This window comes from Streptomyces sp. NRRL S-1022 (assembly GCF_000720135.1).
Lineage (GTDB): Bacteria > Actinomycetota > Actinomycetes > Streptomycetales > Streptomycetaceae > Streptomyces.
Genome location: NZ_JOIU01000005.1, coordinates 355594 through 379689, shown reverse-complemented (window position 1 = coordinate 379689; position 24096 = coordinate 355594). Strand labels below are relative to the sequence as shown.

General features: G+C 68.3%; 25 protein-coding genes and 1 pseudogene. 14 read left to right on the top strand and 12 right to left on the bottom strand.

The window, feature by feature from the left end; translation table 11 throughout:
* Positions 1 to 321: 321 nt before the first annotated feature.
* Positions 322 to 471, bottom strand: a complete 150-nt coding sequence (locus tag IG05_RS46730) for a hypothetical protein (RefSeq protein ID WP_199808267.1) — start codon at positions 469 to 471, stop codon at positions 322 to 324.
* A 262-nt stretch (positions 472 to 733) separates the two neighbouring features.
* Here IG05_RS46730 and IG05_RS0107870 point away from each other — a divergent pair, with 262 nt between their 5' ends.
* The 7 genes from IG05_RS0107870 to IG05_RS0107840 all read left to right on the top strand — a co-directional run bounded on the left by IG05_RS0107870 (position 734) and on the right by IG05_RS0107840 (position 6409).
* Positions 734 to 1705: a metal ABC transporter solute-binding protein, Zn/Mn family gene (locus IG05_RS0107870; RefSeq protein WP_030340419.1), complete on the top strand. Its 972-nt coding sequence runs from the start codon at positions 734 to 736 to the stop codon at positions 1703 to 1705.
* 8 nt (positions 1706 to 1713) lie between these two features.
* On the top strand, positions 1714 to 2652 hold the full coding sequence (locus tag IG05_RS0107865; RefSeq protein ID WP_030340418.1) for a metal ABC transporter ATP-binding protein: 939 nt from the start codon (positions 1714 to 1716) through the stop codon (positions 2650 to 2652).
* Positions 2639 to 3550, top strand: coding sequence for a metal ABC transporter permease (locus IG05_RS0107860; RefSeq protein ID WP_030340417.1), 912 nt, complete (start codon positions 2639 to 2641; stop codon positions 3548 to 3550). The genes IG05_RS0107865 and IG05_RS0107860 overlap by 14 nt, the downstream gene beginning before the upstream one ends.
* Complete coding sequence (locus IG05_RS0107855) at positions 3547 to 4416, top strand: metal ABC transporter permease (RefSeq protein WP_030340416.1); 870 nt, start codon at positions 3547 to 3549, stop codon at positions 4414 to 4416. Before IG05_RS0107860 ends, IG05_RS0107855 begins: the two co-directional genes overlap by 4 nt.
* Positions 4417 to 4429: 13 nt before the next feature.
* On the top strand, positions 4430 to 4882 hold the full coding sequence (locus tag IG05_RS0107850) for a Fur family transcriptional regulator (protein WP_051789589.1): 453 nt from the start codon (positions 4430 to 4432) through the stop codon (positions 4880 to 4882).
* 177 nt (positions 4883 to 5059) lie between these two features.
* Positions 5060 to 5230 carry a 50S ribosomal protein L32 gene (gene rpmF / locus IG05_RS0107845; RefSeq protein WP_030340414.1) on the top strand — a complete coding sequence of 57 codons (171 nt, stop codon included), beginning with the start codon at positions 5060 to 5062 and terminating at the stop codon, positions 5228 to 5230.
* Between the two features lie 6 nt (positions 5231 to 5236).
* Complete coding sequence (locus IG05_RS0107840) at positions 5237 to 6409, top strand: GTP-binding protein (protein WP_030340413.1); 1173 nt, start codon at positions 5237 to 5239, stop codon at positions 6407 to 6409.
* Positions 6410 to 6621: 212 nt separating this feature from the next.
* Here the strand turns inward: IG05_RS0107840 and IG05_RS47710 are convergent, their stop codons facing one another.
* The 4 genes from IG05_RS47710 to rpmB form a co-directional block, all read right to left on the bottom strand.
* Positions 6622 to 6789, bottom strand: a complete 168-nt coding sequence (locus IG05_RS47710) for a hypothetical protein (protein WP_158838811.1) — start codon at positions 6787 to 6789, stop codon at positions 6622 to 6624.
* An 11-nt stretch (positions 6790 to 6800) separates the two neighbouring features.
* Positions 6801 to 7178, bottom strand: a complete 378-nt coding sequence (locus tag IG05_RS0107830) for a hypothetical protein (protein WP_030340412.1) — start codon at positions 7176 to 7178, stop codon at positions 6801 to 6803.
* A gap of 187 nt (positions 7179 to 7365) precedes the next feature.
* Positions 7366 to 7671: a 30S ribosomal protein S14 gene (gene rpsN / locus IG05_RS0107820; protein ID WP_030340411.1), complete on the bottom strand. Its 306-nt coding sequence runs from the start codon at positions 7669 to 7671 to the stop codon at positions 7366 to 7368.
* Positions 7671 to 7907: a 50S ribosomal protein L28 gene (gene rpmB, locus IG05_RS0107815; RefSeq protein ID WP_030340410.1), complete on the bottom strand. Its 237-nt coding sequence runs from the start codon at positions 7905 to 7907 to the stop codon at positions 7671 to 7673. Before rpmB ends, rpsN begins: the two co-directional genes overlap by 1 nt.
* A gap of 67 nt (positions 7908 to 7974) precedes the next feature.
* Here rpmB and rpmG point away from each other — a divergent pair, with 67 nt between their 5' ends.
* The 5 genes from rpmG (at position 7975) to IG05_RS0107790 (ending at position 10501) form a co-directional block, all read left to right on the top strand.
* On the top strand, positions 7975 to 8139 hold the full coding sequence (gene rpmG / locus IG05_RS0107810) for a 50S ribosomal protein L33 (protein ID WP_030340409.1): 165 nt from the start codon (positions 7975 to 7977) through the stop codon (positions 8137 to 8139).
* A gap of 31 nt (positions 8140 to 8170) precedes the next feature.
* A complete protein-coding gene (locus tag IG05_RS0107805) occupies positions 8171 to 8425 on the top strand; it encodes a type B 50S ribosomal protein L31 (RefSeq protein WP_030340408.1) in 255 nt (84 codons plus the stop codon).
* A complete protein-coding gene (locus IG05_RS0107800) occupies positions 8425 to 9576 on the top strand; it encodes a CobW family GTP-binding protein (RefSeq protein ID WP_030340407.1) in 1152 nt (383 codons plus the stop codon). Before IG05_RS0107805 ends, IG05_RS0107800 begins: the two co-directional genes overlap by 1 nt.
* Positions 9577 to 9628: 52 nt before the next feature.
* Positions 9629 to 9865: a 30S ribosomal protein S18 gene (rpsR, locus tag IG05_RS0107795; protein WP_030340406.1), complete on the top strand. Its 237-nt coding sequence runs from the start codon at positions 9629 to 9631 to the stop codon at positions 9863 to 9865.
* 75 nt (positions 9866 to 9940) lie between these two features.
* On the top strand, positions 9941 to 10501 hold the full coding sequence (locus IG05_RS0107790) for a GNAT family N-acetyltransferase (protein ID WP_030340405.1): 561 nt from the start codon (positions 9941 to 9943) through the stop codon (positions 10499 to 10501).
* Positions 10502 to 10565: 64 nt separating this feature from the next.
* On the opposite strand, the gene IG05_RS0107785 is transcribed toward IG05_RS0107790, so the two are convergent.
* From IG05_RS0107785 to IG05_RS0107770, 4 genes are all read right to left on the bottom strand, one after another.
* On the bottom strand, positions 10566 to 11333 hold the full coding sequence (locus IG05_RS0107785; RefSeq protein WP_030340404.1) for a class I SAM-dependent methyltransferase: 768 nt from the start codon (positions 11331 to 11333) through the stop codon (positions 10566 to 10568).
* A gap of 83 nt (positions 11334 to 11416) precedes the next feature.
* The gene (locus IG05_RS0107780; RefSeq protein WP_051789586.1) at positions 11417 to 12646 is read right to left on the bottom strand and encodes an aminotransferase class V-fold PLP-dependent enzyme; all 1230 of its coding nucleotides are present in this window, start codon (positions 12644 to 12646) and stop codon (positions 11417 to 11419) included.
* A complete protein-coding gene (locus tag IG05_RS0107775; RefSeq protein ID WP_030340401.1) occupies positions 12643 to 13980 on the bottom strand; it encodes a pyridoxal-phosphate dependent enzyme in 1338 nt (445 codons plus the stop codon). Before IG05_RS0107775 ends, IG05_RS0107780 begins: the two co-directional genes overlap by 4 nt.
* Positions 13977 to 15488: a Y4yA family PLP-dependent enzyme gene (locus IG05_RS0107770; protein WP_420707569.1), complete on the bottom strand. Its 1512-nt coding sequence runs from the start codon at positions 15486 to 15488 to the stop codon at positions 13977 to 13979. Before IG05_RS0107770 ends, IG05_RS0107775 begins: the two co-directional genes overlap by 4 nt.
* A gap of 661 nt (positions 15489 to 16149) precedes the next feature.
* Here IG05_RS0107770 and IG05_RS44735 point away from each other — a divergent pair.
* A pseudogene (locus IG05_RS44735) lies at positions 16150 to 16320 on the top strand (30S ribosomal protein S14); the annotation flags it as partial.
* 200 nt (positions 16321 to 16520) lie between these two features.
* On the opposite strand, the gene IG05_RS0107765 reads toward IG05_RS44735, so the two are convergent.
* Positions 16521 to 18596, bottom strand: coding sequence for a putative Ig domain-containing protein (locus IG05_RS0107765; RefSeq protein WP_030340398.1), 2076 nt, complete (start codon positions 18594 to 18596; stop codon positions 16521 to 16523).
* A gap of 665 nt (positions 18597 to 19261) precedes the next feature.
* On the opposite strand from IG05_RS0107765, the gene IG05_RS0107760 reads away from it, so the two are divergent.
* Positions 19262 to 20860 (top strand): YibE/F family protein, encoded by a 1599-nt coding sequence (locus IG05_RS0107760; RefSeq protein WP_078893946.1) that lies wholly within the window; start codon positions 19262 to 19264, stop codon positions 20858 to 20860.
* 144 nt (positions 20861 to 21004) lie between these two features.
* Here the strand turns inward: IG05_RS0107760 and IG05_RS0107755 are convergent, their stop codons facing one another.
* Both IG05_RS0107755 and IG05_RS0107750 read right to left on the bottom strand, forming a co-directional pair.
* On the bottom strand, positions 21005 to 21697 hold the full coding sequence (locus tag IG05_RS0107755) for a hypothetical protein (RefSeq protein ID WP_078893945.1): 693 nt from the start codon (positions 21695 to 21697) through the stop codon (positions 21005 to 21007).
* 980 nt (positions 21698 to 22677) lie between these two features.
* Entirely contained in the window at positions 22678 to 24087 is a 1410-nt protein-coding gene (locus tag IG05_RS0107750) for a M1 family metallopeptidase (protein WP_051789583.1), read from the bottom strand.
* Between the last annotated feature and the right edge of the window lie 9 nt (positions 24088 to 24096).

Genomic DNA, 24096 nt, shown 5'->3' with positions numbered 1-24096 from the left:
AAGGAGAACCCTGGATCACTTCGTACAGGCGTCGGCACGGATGATGCGCGACGCCGAGGAGAACACGCTTTCCGCTCGGCCAAGCCGTCGACTTCAAACAGCCTCAGCAGCCGCAACGATTCGTTCAGGGCCGTCCGATGTCTCGTGGCCAGGGCGAGGAGCATGCGGACACACCAGCACCAACGGCAGTTCACTCGCTGACCCCGGCAGCCTCACAAGACCTGCATTGGCATGGCCTTGACCAGCGCAAGAGGGCGGCCGCATGGTGAACCAACTGGCCCGCAGCTGACATGACATGCCGTCTGTCAACGCTGTTTTTCGTCATGTGGCCCTTCCGAACAGCCTGAAACCGCACGGAGGCTTGATGCACTCCTCGGTGGCGAGTTCGGTGGCGGCGCAGGGGCCCTCCCGCAGGCGGGAGAGGATCAGCAGCCGGGAAGGGGTGGCGAGGGCCTGGAGGGTGGTGGCCACCCGGGCGGCGCTAGCAACCAGGCCAGCCACTGCCCAACCGGGGCCCCGGGTCCTCGTGAGCGACGGCCGCCACGCTTGGCCCGGCACCATCCACCACACCCCTACCTGCGCAGCCCCGAGCAGTCGTACGCCCGGTCAAAAGATGGCAACGGTTTTCATCTGACGTTGATCTGAAAATCATTCCCATCTAGCGTCGAAAGTGTCGCCCTACAGCTGGCGCGTTTTCGCCTCGCGTCCGGCATCGCCCTAAGGAGCTCCCCGCATGTCCACCGCCCCCGTCTCCCGTGCCACCCGATCGTCCGCGAGGATCGCACTGGTCACCGCGGCGGCCGCCCTGACGGCCGTGACGGCGACCGCCTGCTCGACCTCCTCCCCGCACGCCAGCGACAGCGCCGCGGCCGGCAGCGGCTCGGGCAAGGCGATCCAGGTGGTGGCGGCGGAGAACTTCTGGGGCAGCATCGCCTCCCAGCTCGGCGGCAGCCACGTGAAGGTGACCAGCATCATCACCAATCCGGCCACCGACCCGCACGACTACGAGCCGACCGCCGCCGACGCCCGCACCGTGGCCGGCGCCCAGTACGCGATCGTCAACGGCATCGGCTACGACGCCTGGGCCGACAAGCTGCTCGCCTCCAACCCCGGCAGCGCGCGGACCGAGCTGAAGGTCGGGGACCTGGTCGGGATCAAGCCGGGTGGCAACCCGCACCGCTGGTACTCCCCGGACGACGTCCACCAGGTCATCGAGAAGATCACCACCGACTACAAGAAGATCGACCCGGCCGACGCCTCCTACTTCGACCGGCAGAAGACGACCTTCGAGACCAAGACGCTCGCCGGCTACAACAAGCTCATCGCGGACATCAAGGCAAAGTACGCCGGGACCCCGATCGGCGCCTCGGAGTCCATCGTCACGCCGCTCGCCGAGGGCCTGGGGCTGAAGATGCTCACTCCCGAGACGTTCCTGGACGCGATGAGCGAGGGCTCCGACCCCACGGCCAAGGACAAGGCCACCATCGACCAACAGATCAAGAACAAGAAGATCAAGATCTACGTCTACAACTCCCAGAACTCCACGCCGGACGTGCAGGCGCAGGTCAAGGAGGCCAAGGCGGAAGGCATCCCGGTCGCCACGCTGACCGAGACCTTGTCCCCCGCCGGGGCCACCTTCCAGCAGTGGCAGACCACCGAGCTGCAGGGCATCGAGCAGGCCCTGGCCAAGGCCACCGGGAAGTGAACTGAGCCATGAACCCGATAGCGAAGGCCCGAGAAGCCGTCACGCACAGCGGCCACACCGTCCCCCATCGCCGAAACGGCGGCCACGACACCACCGCGGACACCACGAACACCCCGGTGGTCGCCCTGAACGGCACGGCCGTGCGGGTCGGCGGCCGGACGCTGTGGTCGGGGGTGGACCTTCGCATCGGCGCCGGCGAGTTCACCGCCGTGCTCGGCCCCAATGGCGTCGGCAAGTCCACCATGATCAAGGTCCTGCTCGGCGCGCTACCCGCTGCGGCCGGTGACGTACGGGTGCTCGGCGCCCGGCCCGGGCAGGCCAACGACCGCATCGGCTACCTGCCGCAGCGCCGCAACTTCGACGCCAGCCTGCGCATCCGCGGCACCGACGTGGTGCGCCTCGGCCTGGACGGCGACCGGTGGGGAGTACCGCTGCCGTTCCCGAACGCGCCCCGGCGGGCAGCCCGCGCACGCGTGGACGAGGTGATCGAGCTGGTCGGAGCGTCGGCGTACGCGCACCGGCCGATCGGACAGTGTTCCGGAGGCGAACAGCAGCGACTGCTCATCGCCCAGGCACTGGTGCGCAGGCCCGATCTGCTTCTGCTCGACGAGCCGTTGGACAGCCTCGACCTGCCCAACCAGGGCGCGGTCGCCGCACTGATCGGGCGCATCTGCCACCACGAGGGCGTCTCGGTGGTGATGGTCGCCCACGACGTGAACCCGATACTCCACCACCTGGACCGGGTGGTGTACCTGGCCCACGGCGGAGCCGCCACCGGCACGCCGGGCGAGGTCATCACCTCCGAAACACTGACCCGGCTCTACGGCACACCAGTCGAGGTCCTGCGGGCCTCGGACGGCCGGCTGGTCGTGGTGGGCCAGCCGGAGGCACCGGCCGTCCACACCGACCGGCACGACACCCCGGGGAGCGGTCATGCTGCTGGCTGAGACAGGGGCACCAACCTGGTCGTGGAACCTCCTGACCGACTTCCAGGACATGTGGTCCTACCCCTTCATGGTCAACGCCTTCCGCGCGGGCGCGATCGTGGCCGTGGTCTCCGCACTCGTGGGGTGGTTCGTGGTACTGCGGCGGCAGACGTTCGCCGCGCACACCGTCTCCCTGGTCGCCTTCCCGGGCGCCGCCGGAGCGGTCCTGCTCGGGGTCAGCGCGGTCTACGGCTACTTCACGCTGTGCGTGGCCGCCGCCTTGGTCATCGCCGCCCTGCGCGGCGGCGGAGACCACCATGAGTCCGCACTCACAGGGACCGTGCAGGCGTTCCTGCTGGCTTGCGGCTTCCTGTTCATCGCCCTGTACAAGGGGTTGTTGGCAGGGCCGCAGACCATCCTCTTCGGCACCTTCCTGGGGATCACTTCCTCCCAGGTGACCGTGCTGACGGTGGTCGGCGCGGTGGTGCTCGCCGTGCTGGCGCTGATCGGGCGGCCGTTGCTCTTCGCTTCCGTCGACCCGCAGGTCGCCGCCGGGAGCGGCGTGCCGGTCCGTGCCCTGTCCGTGGTCTTCCTCGTCCTGCTCGGCGCGGCCACCGCCGAGGCGAGCCAGATCACCGGCACCCTGCTGGTCTTCGCCCTCATGGTGATCCCGGCCGCCACCGCACAGACCCTCACCGCCCGCCCGGCGTCGAGCCTGGCCCTGTCGGTGCTCCTGGCCTTCGCCGCCACCTGGCTCGGGCTGACTGCCGCCTACTACTCGCCCTATCCCCTGGGCTTCTTCGTGACATCCATCGCCTTCGCCGGATACCTGCTCGCCCTGGGCTGGCGCTCGCTGCGCGAGTCGCTCGGCCGGACCCGAGCCGGAGCCGCGCCCACCACCAGGGAGGTGGCCGTATGACCGTCCTCCTGGCCGCTTCCCCGCTGTCGCAGCCCTTCTTCCAGCACGCCTTCCTCGCCGGAACGGCCATCGCCGTCGCCTCCGGCCTGGTCGGCTACTTCCTCGTCCTGCGCGCCCAGGTCTTCACCGGCGATGCGCTCAGCCACGTCGCCTTCACCGGCGCGATGGCCGCCCTGGTCCTCGGCGCCGACCTTCGCCTCGGGCTGTTCGCCGCGACCATCGCCATGGCGCTGCTCTTCGGCGCCCTCGGCCGCCGGGCCCGGCCCGACGACGTGGTCATCGGGAGCGTCTTCTCCTGGATCCTGGGCCTGGGCGCCTTCTTCATCACCCTGTACACGACCTTCCACAGCACCACCAACGGAACCGCCGGCGTCAGCGTGCTGTTCGGCTCCATCTTCGGCATCTCCTCCGCAAGCGCGGTCGTCGCCGCCCTGGTGGCCGCCGGGGTCGGCCTGCTGGTGGTCCTCATCGCCCGGCCGCTGCTGTTCGCCACGCTCGACGAGGCCGTGGCCGCAGCCCGCGGGGTGCCGGTCCGACTGCTCGGATACGGCTTCCTCGCCCTCGCCGGGATCAGCGCCGCCGAGGCGACGCAAGCGGTCGGGTCCCTGCTCCTGCTCGGCCTGCTCGCCGCCCCCGCCGGCGCCGCGATCCGTCTCACCGACCGGCCCTACCGGGCACTCGCCCTCTCCGCAGGGCTGGCGGTGCTGGAGATGTGGGCGGGACTGTTCGCCTCGTACGCGGTGCCGAGGATGCCGCCGAGCTTCGCCATCATGGCCGTCGCCACGGCCGTCTATGCCGCGACGTTGCTGATACGACGGCCCGCCTCCGGTCCTCGTACGCACACCGCCGCCCCCACCGGCACATGAGCGAAGGCATCCGATGGAACGCGACCGGCAGCCCTCCCCCACACCGTTGGCCGACGTCACGCTGATCGGCCGGCACACCCAGCAACGCACCACGGTCGTCGAGGCGCTCATCCGTGCCGAGGGCTTCGTCGGCGCCCAGACGCTCCACAACCAACTCGCCGCCGACGGCTCACCGGTCGGCCTGTCCACGGTCTACCGCACCCTCACCGCCCTGGCTGCCGCCGGCCGGGCCGACATGGTCCGCGACACCGGCGGAGAGCGCCTCTTCCGCTACCGCCCCGGCCCCGACCACCGCCACTACCTCATCTGCACAGAATGCGGCCTCAGCCGCCCCGTCGACTCCGGCCCGGTGGAGGACTGGGCGGACACGATCGCACGGACGTCCGGCTTTGCGAACGTCCGTCACACGGTGGAGCTTTCCGGTGTGTGCCCGGGCTGCGGCCCACAACGGGTGGCGCCCCAGTGAGGCCGAACGCGAGCACCGCCTGACGTACCGGCGTTCGCTGTTCCAGATGGGCGACGAAACCGGTGGCTGCCCCTCGCGAGCAGCCCCTTTCCTGCACCGGCTGGCGAAACGCCGTCAGCTAGTAATGGGATTCATTTTCATGTAGCTTTGGGCATCTCATCGATCAAGGAGGTCCCCATGGCCGTACCCAAGCGAAAGATGTCCCGCAGCAACACCCGCCACCGCCGCGCCCAGTGGAAGGCGACCACGCCCACGCTCGTGCCGATCACCGTCGACGGAGTCTCGTACCTGGTGCCGCAGCGGCTGGTGAAGGCGTACGAGCGCGGACTGCTGCGCCCCGAGGACTGACTGTTCATGCCCTTCGACCGACTGCCCGTCACCGTCCTGTCCGGATTCCTCGGCGCGGGCAAGACCACGCTCCTCAACCACGTCCTCGGCAACCGTGAGGGCCTGCGCGTCGCGGTCATCGTCAACGACATGAGCGAGGTCAACATCGACGCCGCCCTGGTGCGCGGCGGCGAGGCGACCCTGTCGCGCACCGCGGAACGCCTGGTCGAGATGACCAACGGCTGCATCTGCTGCACCCTGCGCGACGACCTGCTTCAGGAAGTCGACCGACTGGCCCGCGAGGGCCGTTTCGACTACCTGCTCATCGAGTCGTCCGGTATCTCCGAACCCATGCCGGTGGCCGCCACCTTCTCCTTCGCCCGGGACGACGGAGCGACGCTGGGTGATCTGGCCCAACTGGACACCATGGTCACGGTCGTCGACGCGGCGAACTTCCTGACCGAGCTCGCGAGCGGAGACGAGCTGGCCGAGCGCGGCCTCGACCAGTACGAGGACGACGAACGCACGGTCAGCGACCTGCTGATGGATCAGATCGAGTTCGCCGACGTGATCGTGCTCAGCAAACTCGACCTCGTCGACGCCGAGACCGCCGACCGGCTGCGGGCGACCCTCGCCCGCCTCAACCCGGCCGCGCGGATCGTCCCTGCCGTCCACGGCCGCGTCCAGGCCGGCGATGTCCTCGGCACCAAGCTGTTCGACCTGGAGCGGGCCCAACAGGCCCCGGGCTGGGTCATGGAGCTCAACGGCGACCACGTACCCGAAACGGAGGAGTACGGCATCTCCTCCACCGTCTTCCGATCCGAAATGCCCTTCCATCCCGGGCGGCTGTGGACCTTCGTGACAGAGCAGCTGGACAGCGGGGCTTACGGGCAGATCCTGCGCTCCAAGGGTTTCTTCACGCTGGCCAGCCGCCCGCACCTAACGGGTCTGTGGTCGCAGGCCGGGTCCGTGGCCCGCTTCGAACCGTCCGCCGCTCGCGACGCGGAGAGCGCCGACGGTCAGGAACTGGTCTTCATCGGAACCCACTTGCAGGCCGACTCCTTGCAAGCGGCCCTGGCCGACTGTCTCATGGCGGACGGCGAGGGCCGTCCTGCAGCCGACCCGTTCCCCGCCTGGGACACTTACGGCATCGGCGACACCTGCGAACACGAGCAGCCCGCGCTCGTAGCGGGGCCCTGAGGACCCCGGGCCGGGTGGTGGTCGCAGCCACGGCACCACCCGGCCCGGTACGGACCGCGAACCCGGTACGACAACCTGCCCCAGCCTGATGGGAGCGGGTCCACATCCCTGCCTCTTCGACCGTTGGGTGACCGACGAGACATCGGCCGAGTGGTGGCTGCCCATGCCGATGGTGTCACTCTCGGCGCCCGACGACTGCTGTCCATCCCGTCCTACCCGAGCGGGAGTTCCCCGTCAGTGAGCGGGGCCTTGTCCAGCGCCGACCGCTCCTGGGTCGACACCGCGAGGACCATGGCACCTGGAGCGAGCCCCAGCAACTGTCCGCCGCGGCACCGCAAACGCGAGGGGCCGGTCACCACGCTCAACAGGCCCTTGCTCACACCGCCCGCCCTCAGTTGAGGTGCGGGACATGCCGCGGGGCGGGCGCCGACCGCAGCCTGTCGGGCAGCGTGCCGTCGTCCGGCATTCCGGCCCGCAGCCACGCTCCGACCGCTTCAGCATCGGCCACGGTGACAAGCGGGCCAAGACGCATGGCGGTTCCGGTGGGGCGGCGATCCGCCGTGCACGGCTGCACGGCAGCGTGCAGCCCGCGCCGGCCCGCGCAGTCGAGCACTGTCCGCAGGCATCCTGTGGAGATCATGACCCCCTGGGGGCTGTCGCGGACCACCCGGCGCAGCTCGTCCTTCACCTGACCGGTGGCGGCCTCGCACGCGGCGCAGACGACAAGTGTGAAGGGATGACCCGGATGGTTGCGTGCGGCGTCACTCATGCGTGCTCTCCTGCTGGATTTCGCAGTGGACGGTTTCCACTTGGGTCTGATCTCTCGCATACGCACAGACGGCGATCACGAGCACGCGTGACGCTTCGGTTGTGCTCGTGCGCCCTCCTTGGGCAAGGGGCACGGCTCGAGGTGAGACGTGCCCCCTGTGCCCTCCGTCAGCGCGGAGGAACCGCCGTCACCAGGACGACTTCGTGACACCGGGCAGGAAACCCGCGTGTGCCTGCTCCCTCACTCGGACACGGGAGAGCCCGAACCTGCGCAGATGGCCCCGCGGGCGGCCGTCGACGCTGTCCCGGTTGCGGACGCGGGTGGCACTGGCGTCGCGCGGCTGGCGGCGAAGTTCTGCGACTGCCGCGCTGCGCTCGGCCTCCGTCGAAGAAGGACGCCGGATGATCTCCTTGAGTTCGGCGCGTCGGGCTGCGTACCGCTCGACGACGGCCTTGCGCTTCTCGTTCTTCGCGATCTTGCTCCGCTTGGCCATCAGATTTTCCCTCCCCGGGCGCGGATGCGCGCGACAGCCGCCTCTACGCCGATGGTGTCAACCGTCTTGATGCCGCGGGCGCTCAGCGTCAGTCGGACGTACCGGGACTCGCTGGGCAGCCAGTACCGCTTGTGCTGGACGTTGGGGTTGAAGCGGCGGGAGGTGCGCCGGTGCGAGTGGGAGATGCGGTTGCCGAATCCCGGCTGGGCGCCGGTCAGTTGGCAGTGGGCGGACACAGGAGGACCTGCCTCTCACTGAGGGGGTGCTATCGATAATGGAAATCGTTCCCATATAGTAGCGCCTATGGCACGCAACGAACTCCGCCCGGTCATCAAGCTCCGCTCCACCGCGGGGACCGGCTACACCTACGTGACCCGCAAGAACCGCCGCAACGACCCCGACCGCCTGGTCCTGCGCAAGTACGACCCGCTCGCCGGCCGCCACGTCGACTTCCGCGAAGAACGCTGACCCGACCACCCACCGCCCGAGGGAGCACTCCATGAAGCCCGGCATCCACCCCGCATACGGTCCCGTCGTCTTCCGCGACAAGGCCGCCGACTTCGCCTTCCTGACCCGTTCGACGCTCACCAGCGACAAGCGCATCGAGTGGGAGGACGGCAACACCTATCCCGTCGTGGACGTCGAGATCTCCTCGGCGAGTCACCCCTTCTACACAGGTACCGCCCGCGTCCTCGACACCGCGGGCCGCGTCGAGCGCTTCGAGCGCCGCTACGGCCGTTCCGGAGGCCGCTGATGCGCGAGGAAGGCCGGCTGCCGGTCGTCATCGTCGGCGGCCTGCACACGGACGCCCGCACCCAGGTCGTCGACCGCCTGCTGAAGGCGGTGCCGGGAAGCATCGCCCTGCATCACGACCTGGCCACCGCGGGCGAGGGAACCGTACGACGACTCCTGCGCGACGCGTCAGGCGTGCTGGCCTCGGGCGAAGCACCGCTGGTCAACGACTGCGCCTGCTGCGCCCTGCGCGAGGACCTGGTCCCGGAGCTGGAGCGGCTCGCCGGCCACGGCCTGACGCGGCTGGCCATCGTCGAGTTGTGGGACTCGGTCGAGCCCAAAGCCATGGCGGAGGTCGTCGCGGCGCACAGCGGCGAGGACCTGACGCTCACCAACGTGATCACCGCGGTGGACCCGGCTCTGGTCCTGCCCTACCTCGCCAACGGGGACGACCTGGCCGAGGCGGGACTCGCGGCGGCGGCGACGGACCAGCGCACCGTCGGCGACACCTGGGCACGGCAACTGGAGTACGCGCCCGTCCTCGCCCTCGTGGACAGCAAGGACGCGGACGAACAGGACCACGCCCTGCTGGCCCAGCTGCACCCCACCGCCCGCCACGTCGACGCCGCCTCGGGTGAACTCGCGCACCTTGCCTTCGCCGGATTCGACGTGGAAGCAGCGGCCACGGCCCAGCACCCGGCCTGCGCGCTCCTGCCGCAGGACGCCGACGAAGCAGGCGTCACGACCCTGGTCTGGCATCGCACCCGCCCCTTCCACCCCGAACGCCTCTACCAGGCGCTGGAAGACCTGTGCTGTGCGGCCGCACGCAGCAGGGGCCGGTTCTGGCTCGCCGACCGCCCCGACACCCTGCTTTCCTGGGACGCGGCCGGCGGTGCCCTGTGCGTCGAGAGCGCGGGCCCGTGGCTTGCCTCCCTGCCGGACGCGGCGTGGGAACTGGTCCCCCCGGTACGGCGAGCGGCCGCCGCCCTGGACTGGCATCAGGAGCACGGGGACCGTTGCCAGCACCTCGTCTTCACCTCACCCGGACTCGACCGCTCCGGCATCGAGCAGCTTCTCGACTCCTGCCTGCTCACCGACGCCGAGTACGCGGCCGGACCCGAGGGGTGGCGACGCCTGCCCGCGGCCTTCGACTCCCTGCTCGACGCCGCGTGAGCCACCCATCCGCACGACATCCCTCACTACGACCACATTCCGAGGAATCCGCATGACCCGACGCATCAACACCCGCAAGCCGGTGAAGCACCGCTCCAACCCCCTCGACGCGGCCGGCATCACCTACATCGACTACAAGGACACCGATCTGCTGCGCAGGTTCATCTCCGACCGTGGCAAGATCCGCAGTCGGCGGGTCACCCACGTCACCGCCCAGCAGCAGCGCCAGCTCGCGGCAGCCATCAAGAATGCCCGCGAGATGGCCCTGCTGCCGTACTCCAGCAAGTGACAAGGCGCTGTCGACGGCGGTGAGAACCCGACGGACCAGCCCGCCGATGCGCGGCCGTCTGGCAGGCTGATCGCCATGGCAGCGCACAAGGCAGCGACGTCACCCGAGTTCACCCAGATCACCAGGCCCCAGGAGCTAACCGCCGACCTGAGGCGAGAGCTGGCCGACTGCTGGGTGACGGTGAGCAATGCCGGCGGGGCGGTCATCCCTTACGAATTCTCCTTGCCGCCGGTGAGTCCGCAGGAGGTCGGGCCGGTGCTCGACGAGATCGTCCACGCACTCGATCCGCAACGAAGCAGGCTGCTCGTGGCCACCGTGGACGGCGTGCTGGCGGGATGGCTGCTGCTTCGCCGTGATCCGCACCCGCTCGTCGCGCACTGCGGCACGGTCAACCACGTGCAGACGCACACCAGGTTCCGTGGCCTGGGAATCGGTGCCGCGCTGATGCGCCGCGTCGCCGGCGTCGCCCGGGACGAGATGGGCCTGGAACGGCTGGGGCTCAGCGCGAGGTCCGGCCTGGGGCTCGAGGACTTCTATCGCAAGCTGGGCTGGGTCGAGGTCGGCCGATGGCCGGGGGCCCTGCGGGTGGCCCCCGGTGACGACCGCGACGACATCCTGATGAGCCTCGTCCTCTGACGGCCGTCCACACCCCGTCCCGGGCGTCGTCCGTGTCGGCTCGGGGACGCGCGGGCCGTGCGGATCAGTCCTTGACCGCGACGAGGACTCGACTGTCGCCGAACTGCCAGACCGAGCTGACTTGGTGATAGCCCGCTTGCCGCAGGAGTTGGGCGTGGCGGGCCGCGGTCAGGTGCTCGCCGGCGCTTCCACCACCGCGCGTGGCCAGGCGCTGCTCGCGCTGGGTGAAGAGGTCGGCGAGCTCTGGGTCCTCGGCCGCCCTGCGCCACCAGGACTGCCAGTCCTCATGAACGTGGCTCCCGGCCCGCACGGCCCAACGGCGACCCACATGGGCGGTGAGTTCCGAACAGCGCGGGGTCTCCTGGGGGAAGTGGTCGCCGTTGACAAGGGCACCGCCTGGTCTCAGAAGTGACGCCAGGGACCCGTAGGTTTCCAGGAGCCTTGGTTCCGGGAGGTAGTGGAGAGCCGTTGTGGAGACGACCGCGTCCAGCGGGCGGTCCAGTTCCAGAGCGTCGATCCAGCCGTCCTCGCCGATCACGGCATCCACGTAGCGGGCGGCACGCGCATGGTGGGTGCGGCCCAGCTCCAGGAGGAGCGGGTCCATGTCGACGGCGACGATCTCCGCGTCCGGCATGCGCCCGGCGAGCCTGGCCGCCAGGGATCCAGGCCCGCAGCCCAGGTCCAGGATCAGCGGCCGGGTGCGGCCGGCCGTGACGTGTTCGACCACATCGGCGATCACGATGAACCGTTCCTCACGGTCGACGGCGTAGCGCTGCTGCTGGAGTTCCCAACGCTCCACCCACTCCTTGGCCGTCTCCATGCTCACGCCCATAAGGTCGCGCCACCTCTTCCGACTGACACCTGCCGCGGACACCGCCGAATCTACAGGCGTTGGAAACGGTTTTCATCCCGGATTCACCCGAGTGAGGTGAGTACGGCCACCAGGCGGTCAATCTCCTCGACGGTGTTGTACACATGCAGGCTGACCCGTACGGAACCGTCCTTCTTCTCGTCCGCCCCGGCCTGGCAGAGGCTGTCCGCCCGGACCATGAAGCCGTGGCTGAACAGGATGAAGCCGAGGTCGTCGGAGGGGATGTCGCGGTGCCGGAAGGTGACGATGCCATGGCGCCGTTGTGCGGGGCGGACCGAGGAGTCCGCGGCCAGGCTGGACTGGCAGCCCAGGATCTCGTACGGGGTCAGGCGTCGCAGCCCGTCGGTCAGACGGGTGGTGAGGGCGGCCGTCCAGTGCGCGATCCGGTCCGTGCCGACCGTGTCCAGCCAGTCGAGCGCAGCCTCCAGCGAGGCGATGCCCACCGTGTTGGGGGTGCCCTGCCAGCCGCCGGGCCGGAACGCCGGGCCACGTGCGTTGCGTGCCCACACCACCCCCGATCCGGGCAGCGCCAGGGCCTTGTGCCCGGAGAAGACCACGAAGTCCACGTCGAGCGCGGACTCGTCGACGCGGACCGGCGGGTGGCCGACGCTCTGGGCGGCGTCCAGACAGATCGGTACGTCCGGGCCCACGGCGGCGCGGATACGGTGCACGTTCATGTCGCCGCCGTACACGTGGTGGACGTGCGTGGCGGCGACGAAACGGGTGCGCGGGCCAATGACCCGGTCGAACGCCCGGTGGTCGTAGTCACCCGACGCGGCTTGATACGGCAGTGCCCGCACGTGGACGCGGATCCCCCGGTCGGCCAGCACCCGCTGGGCCTCCAACCAGGGATCGAGGTTCGCCCGGTGGTCGGCGAACGGGACGAGGATCTCGTCGCCGTCGGTGAGATGGGTGGTGAGCCAGTCCAGGGCGATGGTGCGCAGTCCCTCGGTGGTGCCGCTGGTGAAGTGGACAGCTGATCGCTCGGGATCGGAATCGCCCAGGAAGTCCTTGATCCGCCGTCGGGTGCGTTCCACCAGTTCCGTCGTCCGGTTGGCCCACGGGTATGTGCCCCGCCCCGCATTGGCGTTGGACGTCGTGAGGTAGGTGTGTACGACATCCAGCACGGCCCGGGGCTTCTGGGAGGTGGCCGCGCTGTCGAGGTAGGCCAGCTCGGGGTGCGCGGTGATGATGGGGAACTGCTCCCGAACCTCCCGCTGCCAGTCGCTCGCCTCGGCCGAGTCCACCCCGTGGACGGGGTGCACCGTGCTCACTCCCGCACCAGCGGCGCGCCCGCGTCCCGCCAGGCGACGATGCCACCGACCAGACTGCGCACGTCGGGATGGCCCATGCGGGTCAGCAGCGCGGCGTACCGGGCGGACTTCTCCCCGACCGGGCAGGCCAACAGCACCGGCTGCCGCTTACTGAAGGGCAGTCCGCCGCGGACGAGTTCGTCGAAGAGCTCGTCGACGATGTTCACCGACCCCTCGATGTGGAGCGCCGCGTAAGCGTGCGGGCCCCGCAGGTCCACGACAAGCGGACGCGGCTCACCGTCCGCGATCCAGCGCCGGGCGTCGTCGATGCCGACGGCTTTGGCCTCGGCACGTACGTCGGCTTCGGTCAGGGCGGTGACGGAAGGTCCGCGGCGCTGACTGCCCAGGAGTTCGGGCCGCCGCTGCCGTACGTAGCTCAGATAGCTCTCGGCACGGTCGCAGACGATGAAGACCGCCGTCCGGCGCTGGTCCGACTCGGACAACTCCGCGTCGATGGCTCGTAGATGACGTACCGCCCCCTCGTACGCGGCGCCTCCGGTCGGTCCCGACAGCAGACCGCAACGGCGTATGAGGGTCAGCATTCCGTCGATGGCCTCATCCGAGGTGACCGACTCGATCGTGTCGTACGTCGCCGGGTCGAACAGGCCGACCTGGCGCACCTCGTCGATGGTGCGGATGCCGGGTATGAAGTCCGACTTGTGGGCGACCAGGCCGAGGACGCGCACGTCCGGGTCGTGTTCGCGCAGCACCCTGGCGACGCCGGTTGACGAACCAGCCGTACCCACACATGCGATGAACCAGTCCGGCGTGCGGCCGTCCAGGTCCTTGACGATCTCCGGTCCGGTCCCCGTCGCGTGCGCCTCGGTGTTGCGCGGGTTGAAATACTGGTCGGTGTGCACGTACGTACTGCCCGGTTCCGAGAGTGCCTGGTGGAAGCGGGTGAGTGGATCGTCCGTGTCGGTGGGGTCGAGGCACTCGCTCTGCCCGGGCAGTTCCTCGATCTCGGCGCCGAGCAGCAGAAGCAGCTCCTTGATCTCCGGCACCCGCATCCGGTTGGTGACGCTCTTGAACCGCAACCCGTGCATACCGGCCAGCAGGGCGAGGGCTTTGGCCGTGTTGCCGCTGGAGAGTTCCACGACCGTCTCACCACCCTCGGCCGCGGCCTCCAGCAGCGGGCGCGCCATGTTCCAGGCGGGCCGGTCCTTGACCGAGCCGAAGGGGTTGAGCATCTCCAGCTTGGCGTACAGGTCGATGTGGCGCAGGCCGTGGACGGCCGGGTCGATGCGGACCAGTGGTGTGTTGCCGATGGCCTCGGTGATGCTGTCGTACCTCATGCCCCATGCCCCCCGGGGTGTGTGATCGGCCAGTACTCCTCGTCCAGGCACCAGCGCCAGGAGTCTCCTTCTCTTACGACGGCCACGGTGCGGGCCACCGGCTGTCGTTGGGCGTGGTGGGCGTGGAAGTCCATGGCATAGCCCGCGGTGTTGGCGAACGCCAGCAGGTCGCCGGCGCGCGGCAGGCGGGGCAGGAAGACCATGCGGCGCGTGATGAGATCGGCTTCCAGGCAGAGATTGCCGACGAGGTGGACTCCCACCGGCCCGTCTTCTTCGCTCTCCCCTCCCCCTCCGGTGCGCGGGAGCAGTATGGGGTCGACGAGGACGCCGTGTTCCTCCAGGCTCACATCACCCGCGTTCATGCCCAGACGCACCAGAAACTCACCGGCCCCCTGCCCCGTGCGCCGTACGTCCAGGACCCGTGCCAGCGAGAGCCCGCACTGGTCGACGAGGGCCCGGCCCGGTTCGACGTGCAGGTCGTAGAGGTGCTCCAGGAGCAGGGTGGCGGGCGGGCGGCCCAGGGACGGAGTGGGCATCGAGAGCAACTCGGCCAGGTAGCCGGGCCCGGCGGTGGGGCGGTACGCCGGGTAGAGGGCGGCGGCGCCGCGCACCGTACCGCTCTCGTTGCGTAGCCCGTAGCCGTGCCCGCGCCACGTCAGCGGCGGGCGGGCGCCGAGCACCGCCTCGGTCAGCGCGGTGGTGTACCGCTCCCACTGACCGGCGTCGTCGACGTAGCCGACCCCGAAGCCGCCGCCGATGTCGATGACGCGCGGAGCCAGGCCCCGGGCACGGCACTCGTCCATCACCATCACACAGCGCTCCAGAGCACGGACCTTCTCCGCCAGGGCTGTCGTGTCCAGGTGGTAGGCGACACCGGTCAACTCCACGGCGTCACGGCGCCGTTCGACTGCGGACAGCAGCTCACCGACCTCCCCCACCGGAGAACCGAAGCGGCTGCTTCGCGAGAGCACTCGTACACCCACGCCGGTCGAGTCATCTGGCGACTCGAACGCCGAGAGCCGCAGCAGAACATCGACGCGTGGGAGGTCGTACTTGGTCACCATGTCGGCCAGTTGCTCCAGCTCACCGCATGAGTCGATGTTCACCGTCCCCCCGACACGGGCGGCCAGCCAGAGGAACTCCGGGTCCTTCGGTCCGGTGGCCATGATGCGGTCCGGTGTGAAGCCACAGCCCAGCGCGTGCCGCAACTCCCCCAGCGAGGCGACATCGACACCTGTTCCGGCCGGGTCCGCCGCCGCCAGCCGTCGCACCAGCGCGCTGGACCGGTTCGCCTTGTGCGCGTAGTACACCCGGCCGGTCAGGTGGTGGTCACGGTAGACGGCACGGAAGCGGTCGGCGTTCTCGACGATCCGCTCCGGCAGCAGCACGTTGAGCGGAGAACCGAGCGCGTCGACGAGCGAGTGCAGGAACGGTACTTCGTCCAGCAGTGAAGTGAGCGGTGATTCCAGTCGTGGTCGCAGATACAAGGGCACACCCACGACAGGCACCTTCTTCCCCCTCCGCACCGCCGACCGGGGCTCCCGTCAGCCGTCCAGGCGGATTCATATCCACCTACAACGGTCATTAAGCCCCCAGTGACCGCATAGCCGAGTTGGCCGGTGAGCGTCAGTGCGCCTACTGCGGTCCAACGTGGCGGCTCGACCTCCACGTCGTGCGGGTCGTGCGCGCGCTGCGCGTCGAGAATGCCGACTGAGCGGCGCGCATGCTGGAGCGTCATACAAGCCGGTACCAGGGGTGCGACGGACTGTCTGACTTCCACCAAGATCTATGAAAGGATTAAAGAATCCCCTCGCCCACCGCCGCCGTGCACGTCCCGGGCCTGCCCACCCAGAGCGAGAAACCCCACTTGCCGATGGAGGCAGTACCCCATGTGTGAGTCACGCCCAAGCAGCCGGAGACGCAGCCTGCGAAGTCTCGTCGCCGTCGCCTTCCCGGCCCTCTCCCTCGCCGTCGCCAGGCTTTACGCGGCACCTTCGGCCGGAGCCCAGCCCGCGGCAGCACAGTCGCGCCTCCCCAAGACCACCCAGAACGCCGAGGTGCTGACCGACCGCACGTGTGCGCCACCGCCAAACCGGGTCAGGCGTCATCCTCCTCCGTCAGCAGGAGGCGAACGGCACTTCGGCGAGCCCCGGAAGCTCCGACGAGGACCGCGCCGCCGCCCAGCGGGAACTACGCCGACATCCCCGCGACGCCAAGCGCCACCCGCCTGCGCAATCGTGACTCCGTGGACGGCCGCCCGCCTTCGGCCTGTCCCGTATCCGCGTACGCCAGATGGCCCACGCGGGCGAGCTCCCTGGCGTGACCAACAGCAGTTGGTAACCCGGCACGCCAGGGGCTCACAACGGGCACGTCGGCGACGCAGCCCGAATCTGTGCCCGGTTCCGAACGCGCTTCCGTCACTTTGAACGGGGGCGGGTGACGGCACCGACTCGTGGCGTTCTGCCACGACCAGGTGGGTACAGCCCACCCCGCACGCGGACGGCTTCCGCGTGCGGGATCTTGGGCTCACAGGGTGCGGATCAGCTGGTCGTCAGGGCGGTGTCGTCCACGACGAAGCTGGTCTGGAGGGAGGCGTCCTCCACACCGTTGAACTTCAGGGTGACCGTCTGGCCCGCCAGCGAGGACAGGTCGAAGGTCTTCTGCGCGTACCCGGAGTTGTGGTTGAGGTTCGAGTACGTCGCCAGGGTGGTGGAACCGGCGGTCACCGTCATCTTGTCGTACGCGGTGCTGCTCGTGGTCTCCGAGGTGTCGATGTGCAGGTAGAAGGTCAGGGTCGCCTTGCAGCCGGCCGGGATCGTCACGGACTGGGACAGCGTGTCGGTGTGGCTGGAGCCGTAGCCGTCCAGCCAGGCGTAGTACGAGCCGCCGTGGGCCGCCTCACCGGAGTCGTTGGTGATGACACCGCTGGTCGCGCTCCAGCCGGTGCTGCCCGACTCGAAGCCCGGGTTGGCCAGCAGCTGGGCCGAGGTGCATCCGCCGCCACCGCCGCCACCGACGGTCCAGGTGAAGGACGTCGAGCCGGAGGCGCCGGTGGAGTCCTTCGCGGTGACCGTGACCTGGTAGGTTCCCGCGGTGGACGCCGTACCGGAGATCAGGCCGGTGGAGCTGTTGACGGACAGGCCGGTCGGCAGGCCGGTGGCGCTGTAGGTCAGGGCCGCACCGCCGCTGTCGGTGGCCTTGATCTGCAGGCTGACCGAGCCGCCGGTGGTGGTGGACTGGCTGCCCGGGTTGGTGACGGACACCGTGTTGCCGCCACCGCCGCCACCGGCGGTGAAGGCGGCGGTGCCGTTCGGGGTGCCCCAGCCGGTCGGGCCGTCGTAGCCGGTGCCGGCGGTGCAGAAGTACGACGGAGAGCAGCTGCCGTTGTTGCCGCTGGTCACGTCGTACAGGTTGCCCGTGCGGGAGTACGGGTACTTCGCCGGGTAGTCGCTCGCACCCGGAGCACCCGCGAGGGCGTAGACGCTCGCGATGATCGGCGAGGAGGCGCTGGTGCCGCCGTAGACCGCCCAGCCGGAGCCGCCGTAGGTGTCGTAGACCGCCACACCGGTGGCCGGGTCCGCGACCGCGGAGACGTCGGCCTCCATGCGCTTGGAGCAGCCGGAGTCGGTCTGCCAGCTCGGCTTCGGGTCGTACGCCGAGCAGCCGGAGCCGGTACCTTCCGTGGAGTTGGTGTGCCACACCGACTCGCTCCAGCCACGGGAGTTGGAGGCGGTGGTGAGCGCGGTACCGCCCACGGCCGTCACATACTGCGAGGTCGCCGGGTACTCGGCGCCGTAGGCGGAGTCACCCGAGGAGACGGTGATCGCGACACCCGGGTGCTTGAAGTATGAAGTGTCGTCGCTGGTCTGGGAAGAGGACTCGCCGCCGCCCCAGCTGTTGGAGACGAACTTGGCGCCGAGTGCGACGGCCTCGTTCTCGGCTGTGCCGAGGTCGGCGTCGGTCGCGGAGTTGGCCTCGACCAGGATGATGCTGCAGTTCGGGCAGACCGCGCTGACCATGTCGATGTCAAGCATCTCTTCGCCGGCCCAGCCGCTGTCGTTGGTCGGCAGCGAGGTGGTGGAGCCGGTCTGGCTGACCTGCTTGAAGCAGCCGTTGGCCTTGGTGCAGGACGACAGGCCGTAGGTGGAACGGTAGGTGGCCAGGTCCGACTCGGCGTTCGGGTCGTTGTAGGCGTCCACGATGCCGACCGTCATGCCCGAACCGGCCGCGGTGGGCAGGTTGTACGCGCTGTGCAGGTTGGCCGGGGAGAGGCCCGAGGGCGCGGCGGCGGCGAGTGCCGAGGCGAGGCGCTGCTTGATGTCCGTGCGGCGCTGGGCGAAACAGGACGCCTGACCGGGCTTGGCGGTGGCGCACAGGTGCTGGGTCGGCACCTTCTGGCCGGCCTTGCCGGTCGAGTGGTAGGTCTGCCGCTCGGGGGCGGTCAGTGCCTTGTTGTTCTGCGTGACCTTGGAGGTCTGAGGGTGGGGCGCGGCAGGCTGGGCGCCGGCCGTGGGTGCGGCGGTGAATCCGGCGACGGTCAGGGCGAGGGCGGGGAAGGTGACGGCGACGAGTCTTCGCAGACTGCGTCTCCGCCCGCTCGGGTGTGACTCACGCATGGGTTGCTGCCTCCGGTTGACGTGGGGTATCGCACTGGATGGGCAGGCCCGTGATTGCGCGTAGCGGCGGTGGAACCGCGCAGTCAGGAGCATGACACTCACCGCGTCCTGCCACGCCGGGTGAGCGTGACATGACAGGGTGCCGGGGGAACGTAGACCGGAACGGGTCCTACCGGGCAGTACCGGGTCGAATTCTTTGCTTCTCCATAGAATGCGGTTGGCCCCCTTATGGGGGCCGACGCGTGCCGGCCAGGGGTTGGGCCCAGAGCTGGCCCGGGTGGGTCTCGATGGCACCTTCCGTGGCGGGGCTCGTCCTGCTGAGCAGCCCTGAACTCCCCTTCGGGACCGCACAGCAACCGCAAGCGCTCCTTTCACCGTTGCCCGGCGTCTGCGGCACTCTCGACGAACCCAACGACTCAGCCGGCCGCGCACCGCCGCGCCGCCTCTGGCCACCTGCGTTGGGAACGCACCGCAAGGGCTCTCGGCCACGAGAGTGAAAGTGCGGCCGGTGAAGAGGCTCATGATCCGGGCACAGGGAGCAGACCGCTCGATCTTCTGGCGCTGCTCGGACTGAGACCAGGGCACAGCCGTTCCCGTACTCTTCCTCAGAGCCGCCGAGCAGGACCGGCTCCGAAGGGGGCACGGACAACCGCGAGGGAGACGGCATGGGAACCGCTGACCGGCAGAGTGCCGGAGACTGGAACCGGGTCGGCGACCCGCCCCGACCCAAAGGTGGTCGTGCGAGCGAGTACGGCCACGACTACAGGTACGGGAATCCTCCCGAGTCGATACCTCACCCCGGCTACGGACCCGATGCCGGCGGGGGCCGCCTCCCCTTTCAAGAGACGGGCCACGGACACGCACCAGCGACCGGCGCCGGACACGGCCCCGGTCACGGCCCCGGTCACGGCCCCGGAGGGAACGCCGACGGTAACGGACAGGCGCACACCCACGGACACAGCCACAGCCACAGCCACGGGCCCGCCGCCCCCGTCTCCCGGCACCTGCGCAAAGTCATCGCGGCAATCCTGATCCCCTTCACCGCCGCCGTCGTGGTGGGGCTCGTCGTGCTGTGGCCGGGCGGAGCCCCGCCGCACAAACGCACCGGTGTCGGCTTCGACCAGCAGACCCAGCAGGCCACGGTCACCAAGGTCCTCGAGGTGAGCTGCAAGTCGGTGAACGCCTCCGGCGAGACCCCCACCGGCGACACCTCCACCGCCGAGGGCAACTCGGCGCAGCAGGAGGCGAACGACACCTGCCACAAGGCCACGATCCGGATCGGCACCGGCAAGGACAAGGGACGCACCTTCACCGAGATCGTGCAGCCCGACCAGGCACGACAGCTGCACCAGGGCGAGAAGGTCGTCACTGCCTACGAACCCTCCGCGCCCAAGGACCTGCAGTACTCGGTCACCGACGTCAACCGCCGCTTCCCCATGGGCCTGCTCGCCGGCATCTTCGCGCTCGCCGTCGTGGTAGTGGGCCGACTGCGCGGCGTGATGGCGCTGGTCGCCCTGGCCATCAGCTTCCTGGTGCTGAACTTCTTCGTCCTCCCTGCGGTCCTCCAGGGCTCGAACCCGCTGCTCGTGGCGGTGGTCGGATCGAGCGCCATCATGCTGATCGCCCTGTACATGTGCCACGGCCTGTCGGCCCGCACCTCGGTGGCCGTGCTCGGCACCCTGCTCTCGCTGGCGCTGATCGGCATCCTGGGCTCAGCGTTCATCGGCTGGGCCGCCCTCACCGGCAACACCGACGACAGCACCGGCCTGATCCACGGCCTCTATCCGAAGCTCGACATGAGCGGTCTCCTGCTCGCCGGCGTCATCATCGGCTCCCTCGGCGTGCTCGACGACGTCACCGTGACCCAGACCTCGGCCGTCTGGGAACTGCACGAAGCCAACCCCACGATGGGCTGGCGCGGGCTGTACCGGGCGGGCATCCGCATCGGCCGCGACCACATCGCCTCCGTGGTCAACACCCTCGTCCTCGCCTACGCCGGCGCCGCACTGCCCCTGCTGCTCCTCTTCTCCATCGCCCAGAGCGGCGTGGCCACGGTCGCCAACAGCGAGCTGGTGGCCGAGGAGATCGTGCGCACGCTCGTGGGCTCGATCGGTCTGGTCGCCTCCGTGCCGGTCACCACACTCCTCGCCGCCCTGGTCGTCTCGGCAGACCGGCCCGGTCCGCGGACGGACACGGCCACAGCGGCCGGGCTGGCTCCTGGCCGAGCACCCGCCAGCAAGGGCGGACGTCGACGGAAGCGTTGAAAGCCAACTCCCCAAGTACGCCTACAACTGCACTCCTCCGGTCTCCGCCCTCGAATCCACGAACAGATACAGGCATCACGACGCACTCCACACGATGACCCGTCCAGGCCCCGGAAACAGGGCGACTGAAGCTGCATCAGCGCATCAGAATGGCGCTTCCGCGGTACCACCGGATGGCATCTCACCTGGCAGTATCCCTACGGGAAGCGGCAGGTTGGTCACCACGAACTGGTTCAGGATGTCGTCGCGATCCATGAACATGATCTGGCTCCGCTTCGCCGCGTCCAACGCGTTGCCCAGCCAGTTGCGTGCAGCCTTGGTGATCTCCCCGCCAGCCACGATGAACGCATGGTCGACGAGGACGCGCCGGTTGGTCTCGGGGTCGAAGATCTCGTGCGCCAGCATCATCAGAGCCTGATTGTGGATCTCAGCGATGTTGGCATTGCCCACCCTGGACTTTCCGGTAGCGTCCAGCTTCCCGCGCTTCACCTGGATGCCGAAGTACAGGAAGTGCTGGGTCGGCAAGGTGTACCGCATCCAGATGTCCTTGCCGTACTCCAGCGCCTTGTCCCGGTGCCCGGCCGCAGTGATTCGGTGAAAGCCCAGCTGCCGGAACAGTGGCAGCAGCACTTCTTCAATGAGTGCATCCTCACTACACTTGTCCAGGAAAACTGCAAGTGCCGCACGTCGCTGCATCTCGGCGACGCTCAGAGGACGATGCGGGTTCTTGGCCAACACCGAGACAGTGTTCGTTCCGATGTGCCGCAGGTAGCAATGCTTGTCCTCCCCGTAGAAGGCTTCGAACCCCTCACGGGCGAGCGCAAGCGCAGCAGTCATCACTCCAGACTGCCGCAAGATCTCGCCAACTGAAATGACGTCTAAGCGTTGTCCCGTAAATGATCTAGGGCATGCCGGTCCCTCGCCGGCCCCGACGTCGTCAACCACCTGGAGGGGTGGAGTAGAACTCGCGCCGGAAGTATGAGAGTTTCACCAACGGCTCTTGCCGGGTGTCGCCGATGCAGCAGATTCATCCTCACGACCTTCGTGCTGAACGTGTTTGTTCCTTGGTCGGAGAACATGTTCAGACGAAGGCCGCTTCGGTGTATGGCGGTTACCGAACCGCGTGATCAAGTTCGAGGCACCATTCGACGCCGGACGTTAAAGATCAAGTTAGGTGCTTCCATTCCTTAACTCGGCCCACGTTCGTCGTCTTGCCAAGACGCCTCAGCCGTGGTGCGAGAATTCATGGCTGATGGAGACCACCATAGCCGCACGGTTGTGGGAGCAGGTTGCAGACGAGGTCCGCCCGTGAGGTTTCCAGGGCCCCTTGATCTCCCACTTGACGCCGCCGCCGTATCGGCTCAGGCAGGTGACGACTGCGCGGTGCGTCCTGGTGGCAGAGCCGGGCTCGGCGCCACATTTGACGTTTCCGGTCTGGTCGGAGTCGCTCGTCCACGATGTACAGTCTCCGCTGGCTGCCGCCGCCGTGGTGATCTTGACGGACATCGCCTCCGCCGATGTTGCTGCGAGCATTCCGGATGCTAATGCCACTCCGGTGAAACTGGCAACAATGGTCATCCTGAGAGAACGCATATTTCCTCGCTTTCATCCTCGGATTACATGGAATGCACTCCCGTAACCCATCGGTCCTGACGGCTGGATTACCGAGTCGATCCAATCATTCTTGAGTCTCACAAGCAAGGGGATTTCTCGAAAACTTTGAGGGGGCGCGTTGCGGAATTGAGCATGGGAACTAGCGGACCCGAGGAATTGGAGCAGCAAATAGGCCCGTTCAAGCTTCTACTCGTTGAAAGCAGCTAGGAGAGAGTTGGCTTTCCCTTGCTGTTGAGCCAGGTGTCGAACAGTTCAGTCAGATCCATGCCGGATTTCCTCTCGCACAGCTTGATGAACTGGGCGGTGTGGGCGTTGCCGTGTCGGTGTTCCTTGGTCCACGTCTTCAAGATGATGAAGAAGACGTTGTCGCCGACGGTTTCGCGGAGACGGTGAAGGGTCATGGCTCCACGTCCGTAGACGGGAGAGTCGGACACATGCTTGGCGCTTGGAGGGTGCGCTGGCGGGAAGTCCCAGATGCCCTCGCTTTCGGGATGGGTGCCGTTGTAGAAGGCGTCGAAGATCTCATCGGCGGTCGTGTCGCCTTGGTCTTCCTGCCAGAGCCACTCGGCGTAGGTGGCGAACCCTTCGTTGAGCCACATGTCCCGCCAGGAGCGCGGGGTGACGGAGTTCCCGAACCATTGATGGGCAAGTTCGTGCACGACCAGCGTTTCGTCTGGGGCCTTCTCGAAGTACGGCTTGGTCTGGGTCTCCAACGCATACTCAATATCGGGGAGATGGTCGACGATCGCCCCGGTGCTGGCAAAGGGGTAACGGCCGAACCGACTGCTGGCCCAGTCGATGACCTCGGGGACCAACTGGGCCATGTCGGGGGAGTCCTCGACCTCGTCCGGGTCGACGGCGATGTACACCGGCAGCCCCTGCTTGGTAGTCGTGGTGGATATGTCGAAGCTGCCCACCACGACGGTTGTGACGTAGCTGGCCATTGGCTCACCCGTATGCCAACGCCACGTCCTGCGCCGTCCCTTGTCCCGCATGCTGGCCAGCTCACCGTTGCTGACTGCGGTGTAGCCCTTCGGGACGGTGACGGTGATGTCGTACCGAGCTTTGTCGGACGGATGATGGTTGCCCGGAAACCAGGCCATCGAGCCGGTCGGTTCTCCGAGCGCCGTCGCGCCGTCATCCGTTTCGATCCATCCCTCCATGCCTCCGTCCGCATCAGTGATCATGTTCGGGATGCCGGAGTAATGGATGGTGGTCGTGAAGGCCGCGCCGGTCTTGAGTGGATGAGCGGGCGTGAGGGTGAGTTTGTTCTTCTTGCTGCTTACCTCGGCGTCGGCTCCGTTGATGCTCGCGTTGTACACTTTCAGGCCCGCAAGGTCGAGAGTGAAGCGGCTCAGGTGCTGTTTGGCTCGGGCTGTGATCACTGCGGTGCCAGTCAGCTCGTTGGTCTCGGGGGCGTAGTCGAGCGTCAATGCGTAATGCCCAACGTCATAGCCGCGGTTGCCTAACGCGGGAAACAGGGCGTCCCCTGCCGAAGCCGCACCAGGTCTGGGGGCTTCGTCGGGGCGACTGTCGGAACTCGTGCAGGCGGTCCCGACGGTAAGGAGCAGCACGGCGAACAGAGCAGCCCGAGACAACCAAGCAGGATGCATTACACCTCC

What these genes read in the sequence shown, in the direction of transcription:
- IG05_RS0107830 (WP_030340412.1), bottom strand. Translation starts at nt 7,178, where the DNA reads ATGAGTGACGCCGCACGCAACCATCCGGGTCATCCCTTCACACTTGTC.
- IG05_RS0107760 (WP_078893946.1), top strand. Translation starts at nt 19,262, where the DNA reads ATGGGAACCGCTGACCGGCAGAGTGCCGGAGACTGGAACCGGGTCGGC.
- rpmG (WP_030340409.1), top strand. Translation starts at nt 7,975, where the DNA reads ATGGCACGCAACGAACTCCGCCCGGTCATCAAGCTCCGCTCCACCGCG.
- IG05_RS0107755 (WP_078893945.1), bottom strand. Translation starts at nt 21,697, where the DNA reads ATGACTGCTGCGCTTGCGCTCGCCCGTGAGGGGTTCGAAGCCTTCTAC.
- IG05_RS0107765 (WP_030340398.1), bottom strand. Translation starts at nt 18,596, where the DNA reads ATGCGTGAGTCACACCCGAGCGGGCGGAGACGCAGTCTGCGAAGACTC.
- IG05_RS0107860 (WP_030340417.1), top strand. Translation starts at nt 2,639, where the DNA reads ATGCTGCTGGCTGAGACAGGGGCACCAACCTGGTCGTGGAACCTCCTG.
- IG05_RS0107840 (WP_030340413.1), top strand. Translation starts at nt 5,237, where the DNA reads ATGCCCTTCGACCGACTGCCCGTCACCGTCCTGTCCGGATTCCTCGGC.
- IG05_RS0107805 (WP_030340408.1), top strand. Translation starts at nt 8,171, where the DNA reads ATGAAGCCCGGCATCCACCCCGCATACGGTCCCGTCGTCTTCCGCGAC.
- IG05_RS0107865 (WP_030340418.1), top strand. Translation starts at nt 1,714, where the DNA reads ATGAACCCGATAGCGAAGGCCCGAGAAGCCGTCACGCACAGCGGCCAC.
- IG05_RS0107855 (WP_030340416.1), top strand. Translation starts at nt 3,547, where the DNA reads ATGACCGTCCTCCTGGCCGCTTCCCCGCTGTCGCAGCCCTTCTTCCAG.
- IG05_RS0107785 (WP_030340404.1), bottom strand. Translation starts at nt 11,333, where the DNA reads ATGGGCGTGAGCATGGAGACGGCCAAGGAGTGGGTGGAGCGTTGGGAA.
- IG05_RS0107800 (WP_030340407.1), top strand. Translation starts at nt 8,425, where the DNA reads ATGCGCGAGGAAGGCCGGCTGCCGGTCGTCATCGTCGGCGGCCTGCAC.
- IG05_RS0107790 (WP_030340405.1), top strand. Translation starts at nt 9,941, where the DNA reads ATGGCAGCGCACAAGGCAGCGACGTCACCCGAGTTCACCCAGATCACC.
- rpmF (WP_030340414.1), top strand. Translation starts at nt 5,060, where the DNA reads ATGGCCGTACCCAAGCGAAAGATGTCCCGCAGCAACACCCGCCACCGC.
- IG05_RS0107850 (WP_051789589.1), top strand. Translation starts at nt 4,430, where the DNA reads ATGGAACGCGACCGGCAGCCCTCCCCCACACCGTTGGCCGACGTCACG.
- IG05_RS0107870 (WP_030340419.1), top strand. Translation starts at nt 734, where the DNA reads ATGTCCACCGCCCCCGTCTCCCGTGCCACCCGATCGTCCGCGAGGATC.
- rpsR (WP_030340406.1), top strand. Translation starts at nt 9,629, where the DNA reads ATGACCCGACGCATCAACACCCGCAAGCCGGTGAAGCACCGCTCCAAC.
- IG05_RS0107775 (WP_030340401.1), bottom strand. Translation starts at nt 13,980, where the DNA reads ATGAGGTACGACAGCATCACCGAGGCCATCGGCAACACACCACTGGTC.
- rpsN (WP_030340411.1), bottom strand. Translation starts at nt 7,671, where the DNA reads ATGGCCAAGCGGAGCAAGATCGCGAAGAACGAGAAGCGCAAGGCCGTC.
- IG05_RS0107750 (WP_051789583.1), bottom strand. Translation starts at nt 24,087, where the DNA reads ATGCATCCTGCTTGGTTGTCTCGGGCTGCTCTGTTCGCCGTGCTGCTC.